The organism is Mycobacterium sp. 1245852.3, assembly GCF_001669335.1.
In the GTDB taxonomy this organism is placed as follows: domain Bacteria; phylum Actinomycetota; class Actinomycetes; order Mycobacteriales; family Mycobacteriaceae; genus Mycobacterium; species Mycobacterium europaeum_A.
Window position 1 is genome coordinate 1 of the sequence record NZ_LZLL01000595.1, and the last position, 5246, is coordinate 5246.

General features: G+C 60.0%; 4 protein-coding genes and 1 pseudogene. 3 read left to right on the forward strand and 2 right to left on the reverse strand.

The genetic code is table 11. From position 1 onward, the window contains the following. Positions 1 to 244: GDP-mannose 4,6-dehydratase (locus A9W96_RS27870; protein ID WP_156765454.1), on the reverse strand; the 244-nt coding region annotated here is incomplete at its 3' end. A 503-nt stretch (positions 245 to 747) separates the two neighbouring features. Further along, positions 748 to 1641 (reverse strand): NADH dehydrogenase, encoded by an 894-nt coding sequence (locus A9W96_RS27875; RefSeq protein ID WP_067144479.1) that lies wholly within the window; start codon positions 1639 to 1641, stop codon positions 748 to 750. Positions 1642 to 1891: 250 nt separating this feature from the next. Between A9W96_RS27875 and A9W96_RS27880 the strand changes: the two genes are divergently transcribed. The 3 genes and pseudogenes from A9W96_RS27880 to A9W96_RS27890 all read left to right on the forward strand — a co-directional run. After that, the gene (locus A9W96_RS27880) at positions 1892 to 2944 is read left to right on the forward strand and encodes a GDP-mannose 4,6-dehydratase (protein WP_231999941.1); all 1053 of its coding nucleotides are present in this window, start codon (positions 1892 to 1894) and stop codon (positions 2942 to 2944) included. Further along, positions 2941 to 4017, forward strand: a complete 1077-nt coding sequence (locus tag A9W96_RS27885) for a glycosyltransferase family 1 protein (protein WP_067144481.1) — start codon at positions 2941 to 2943, stop codon at positions 4015 to 4017. Before A9W96_RS27880 ends, A9W96_RS27885 begins: the two co-directional genes overlap by 4 nt. A gap of 287 nt (positions 4018 to 4304) precedes the next feature. Continuing rightward, positions 4305 to 5246: pseudogene (locus A9W96_RS27890) on the forward strand (glycosyl transferase family 1); the annotation flags it as partial.

A 5246-nucleotide genomic window follows, 5' to 3' on the forward strand; every position in this document is an offset into this window, starting at 1 on the left:
CCTCGTCGGGGTCGATGGTGCTCAGCAAAGTCACCAAGCGGGTGCCGTCGGTGAGGTCGCCGTAGTGCAAGAGCAGTCGCGCACCCGATTCATGTGGATCGATATAGAGATGATCGATCCGGGAGGTATTGAACGTCGAAGCTCGACGGATGAGCCCGTGGACCTCGTATCCCTTACTTAGCAGCAGCTCGGCGAGATACGAGCCGTCCTGTCCGGTGATTCCGGTTATGAGCGCTCGCTTCATAAGATCCTTACTTCTGTCGGTGCATGCTCGTCACCCAAACGTCTGGCATCTCATCATCGAAGTCGTCCTTGCCCCTCGCCGTGCTACAGCTGCACGCGTCGCCGTCGCTTCATAGTAGATGCTGAAAGCACACACATATTGAGCCACAGACTCAGTGACTGTGCTGGGCAATTACGACCCAGAAGGTTCTGCCTGCGCAACGGGTAAACAGCCTGGAACAGAAGCCTGAAGGGAGCCTTAGCGACGCAGGCAGGGGCGTGACTCACCGTTCGATCCTCCGCGAGATTCCAATCGAGAGCTCCGGCGGTTTTGAGTACTCGCTCGAGATGACCGCTAAAGCGCACGTCGCCGGTCACCCTATCGCCGAAGTACAGTCAATCTGGCGCGACCGCACGGCCGGCCAGTCGCGGTTCCACCTTTTGAAATGGCTGCCCTATTACCCCAAGTGGTACGTCTATGCCCTCAGTCGGGGTCGGGTCTTAACTGGAAGCAGTCAATGACACTCAGAGTTCCTCTTCTGCGCCCGTCCGAGTGTTGACCACCGGCAGTCCTCTGAGGGAAGTCAGCCGCTGGTCACCGCGAAGATGAGTCAATCGGCCTCGGCTATCTCTGGACTCCGCGAACTTGGAAATTACGTAGCCATCGGCGGCGGCGAGGGGCTCAAGGCCGTGGTCCAGGTCGGATCGAAGGAAGAAGGCGTTGTTGCCTGCGCTATTGCTGCCGACAAAGTCGTAGCCCTTGGACTTGGCTAGATCGCAAAGAGCGGGCAGCGACGCGCCAAAGTACAGATTGCTGATACGCCCCCCTCTGCTGAACTCTGGGTCATAGGGAACCGTGATCGCGCGCTCCGCTCCGAACACGCTGTTGTATTCAATGATGGCGATGGCGGGACGTACCGCTGTTAGGCCACGCCACACCCAATAGTCGTTGCCGTCAATGTCGATATGTAGAAGGCCGATCTCACCTTCAAACCCGTGATCTAGCAGCAATTGATTAATGTTCTCGGCGGTAATGAAGGTGCATTTGCTTTGAAGATCGTGGCGCCAAGAGATCTCTTCGCGCTTGATCGCATTGACGTTCCGACTGGAACTGTCCATGACCAGGCCACGCCAATTGTCGTTCACCAGCAGGAATCTGGTGTTGGCTTCCCGGTAGTCCCCGACGCCGAATTCCACGAACGTCTCGCTGAGTCCCGGAAGGCGGTGGATAAGCCATTGGATGATGCCGTCGTCCCCAAACTGGCTAAACACCGAGAATTCCACGTCAGACAAGCAGGTGATTGATTGCCTCTCTCGCACCCGCCAAGCCAGCTGTCGCCCGATGAGGGCGCGCTGCTTGGCCTCACCGGCCGTCAGAAGTTGTGTCAGGAGGGCTATCGGATTGAGGTTGAGTTCCACGATCGTCCTATTCTCGCCGCCCGCACTCCCTGCGGTCTGAGTCAGGGAGACGGGAAGTTGGCAGGTCCAAGGTGACCTTGTGGGTCGGCGCAATACTCGGTCACCTTACTTCGTCCCTCCACCACGAGTTGTGGCTACGGCGTTGTCCGAAAACTGACGCCGTCAGGGATCAAGTAGTAAGCCGTGATCGAGACGGTTACGGTCGCGCCTGCCGGCACCAACCCGTGTGGACAACTCCTTAGGGGTTGGATTGCTCATCGGCCCAAACGTGGCGTACGTTCGGACTGTTCTCTCCTTCGGTACTTGTGGTGGTGCGGACGATCCCCAGGAGGGTTTATTGCGAGCGCTTGTCTGCGGCATTTCAGGCCAAGATGGCGCTTATCTGGCGCGCCTGCTGCTTGACAAAGGTTACGAGGTAATCGGCACCTCGCGAGACGCTCAGATCGGTGGCTTTCCCAACCTGGTGCGGCTCGGAGTCCGGGATCGTGTTCGCCTGGAATCCATGGCGGCCAATGACTTCCGCAGCGTGCTCAACGTACTGCGGGAAACCGAACCCCAAGAGATCTACAACCTGGCCGGTCAAAGCTCAGTCGGGCTATCGTTTGAACAGCCGGTGGAAACCCTGGACAGCATGGCCGTCGGCACGATCAACCTGCTCGAAGCGATACGTTTTCTGGATAAGCCCGTCCGCTTTTACAGTGCCGGCTCGAGTGAATGCTTCGGAGACACCGAAGGCCAAGCGGCAAATGAGCAAACACCCTTTCGCCCCCGCAGCCCCTACGCCGTAGCGAAAAGCACAGCATACTGGCTAGTCGCCAACTACCGGGAGGCATACGGGCTGCACGCCAGCACCGGCATATTGTTCAACCATGAATCCCCGTTGCGCCCCGAGCGTTTCGTGACGAAGAAGATTGTGGCCGCCGCGGTCCGCATCGCCCAAGGCGAGCGCTCACGTTTGACGCTGGGCAACATTGCCATCAAACGAGACTGGGGATGGGCACCTGAATACGTCGATGCGATGTGGCGCATGCTGCAACAACCCACCGGCTCAGACTTCGTGATCGCCACTGGCGAAAGCCATACACTCGAAGAGTTCGCACAGACCGCGTTCAGACACCTCGGTCTGGATTGGCGCGAACACACCGATCTGTCTGAAAAACTCAGGCGCCCTTCCGATTTGGCCGAGGGGCTCGGCGATGCTTCCAGAGCCCAAGACATCCTCGGCTGGACCCCAACCTACCGAATGCACGACGTCGTTAAAGCCATGGTCGAAAACCAACTCACCGGAGCCCCGCACCCATGAAAGTCGCATTCGACCATCACATCTTCTCAATGCAGCGATACGGCGGCGTTTCACGCTACTTCGTCGAGCTGGCCAACCGCCTACCCGACCACGGCGTGTCCGAAGTATCCGTGGTCGCGCCGCTGCACATCAACAACTACCTCGCCCAAAACTCCGCACGTGGGAAATATGTGCGCTCGGACTTCGGGGGCATTCCCCTTGCCGTCGGTCTGACCAACCGGTTCGCTGCACCGCTAGCATGGCGGGGAGTCAACCCTGACATCGTGCACGAAACCTTCTTCTCCACGAAGCCATTCGGTAAGGCACCACGCCGCGTAGTAACCGTCTACGACATGGTCCATGAGCTTTTCATGCCGGAAGCCAAATTTGCGATCGCTGCCAAGCGCGCCGCTGTGAATCGCGCCGATCATATAATCTGCATCTCCGAGAACACGCGACAAGACGTCGTGCGTCTTTATGACGTCGATCCATCACGCGCCAGCGTCGTGCACCTTGGCTATTCGCTGACCGCCGAGGCGGACTCAGCAGTGGTGGATAGCCGCGGGCACAAGCCCTCACTCTTGTATGTAGGACACCGCGCCGGATACAAGAATTTCAAGACGTTGCTGCAGGCCTTTGGCAGCTCCGCGATATTGCAAGAGTTCGAGTTAATAGCCTTCGGCGGATTCCCGATGCAGCGCGACGAGCAGGAACAAATCAGCCGCTTGGGCATCACCGACCGAGTACGGTTCGCGTCCGGCTCCGATCGAGAGCTTGCAGCACACTACCGGGCCGCTGCCGCCTTCATCTATCCGTCTAAATACGAAGGCTTCGGGATTCCCCCACTTGAAGCCATGAGCCACGGATGCCCAGTCATCTGCAGCAACGCAGGCTCGATCCCCGAAGTAGTCGCAGACGCAGGCGCCTACTTCGATCCCAACAACCCAGAGGAATTACGCACTACGCTCGAGCGTGTCGCAACCGACGAGGTGCTGCAAGCAGACCTGCGAGCGCGTGGATATGAACGCATCGCCGCCTTCTCCTGGGACAAGTGCGCCGCCGACACCGCACGAATTTATCGCGAAATCGTCTGACTGGAGGACCGTGAAGCCTCATCCAGGTCCTTCGACTACCCTTTGCCTCTACCCTTTCTCCGAGCCGCGCGACCAAACGCAATGGGAACCATTGCCGCCATCACTGATGGTGCCGCTGACATAGCGCTGCAGAATGCGCGAGGTCCAGCGCCTCGAGTAGGTTTGCACTCGTCACATCGCACGCTCGGTTTCAAACCGCCTTGACACGCGGGGTCCGACGATTATCTAGTCTCAGCACAACGGTGGACCCATTCGGAAGTCAAGCAAGCACAAGGCTGGGGCCAGTATTGAAGTTTGCCCTGGCGAGTTACGGGGCTCGCGGCGGCGTCGAACCGTCCACAGCCGTCGGCCTCGAACGGCTGCGCCGGGGCAAGGAGTCCGGATGGTCGCACCGCCCGAACTGGTCCCACTGGTCGAGTCGGCCGGGCTGACGGCGGCTCCTTACGGGCCCGACCAACAGGACGGATTCTGGGACACCGATTTCCTCGGCAATTTTTGGAACTTCCCGGCGGTGAGAAGGCGGTGGCGGGAGGCCCAGGAGCTGCTTGTGCAGTCCTGGGCCGAGATGAGTGCCACCCTGATATCGCTTTCCGAGGGAGCCGACCTGGTGTTCACCGGCCCCGGCTTTCCCGGCGTGGCGGCGAACGTAGCCGAATACCGCGACGTGCCCCTGGCCACGATGCATTACTTCCCCATGCGACCCAACGGCCAGCTCGCGCCGAATCTGCCGGCCCCGCTGGTGCGCGGCGCCATGACGGCGCTTGACTGGACGCAGTGGCGGGTGACGAAAAAGGCCGAGGACGCACAGCGCCGTAACCTCGGCCTGCCGAGGGCGAAAAGCCCTGCCCCACAACGGATGGCCGCCCGCGGCGCACTAGAGATTCAGGCGTACGACGAGGTGTGTTTTCCCGGGCTGGCCGACGAATGGGCGAAATCGAATTGCCAGCGGCCGTTTGTCGGCACATTGACGATGGAGATGACGACCGACGCCGACGTCACGTCCTGGATCGCCGCCGGCACGCCGCCGATCTGCTTCGGCTTCGGTAGCACAGCGGTCGAATCGCCGAAACTCCCGCCGATACGGTGCGAATGATCGGCGCGGCCTGCGCGGAATTGGGGGAGCGGGCGTTGATCTGTTCCGGCTGGAGCGACTTCAGCGACGTTCCGCAGCTGGAGCACGTGAAGGTCGTAGGCGTGGTCAACTACACGAAGATCTTTCCCGCCTGCCG

What these genes read in the sequence shown, in the direction of transcription:
- A9W96_RS27885 (WP_067144481.1), top strand. Translation starts at nt 2,941, where the DNA reads ATGAAAGTCGCATTCGACCATCACATCTTCTCAATGCAGCGATACGGC.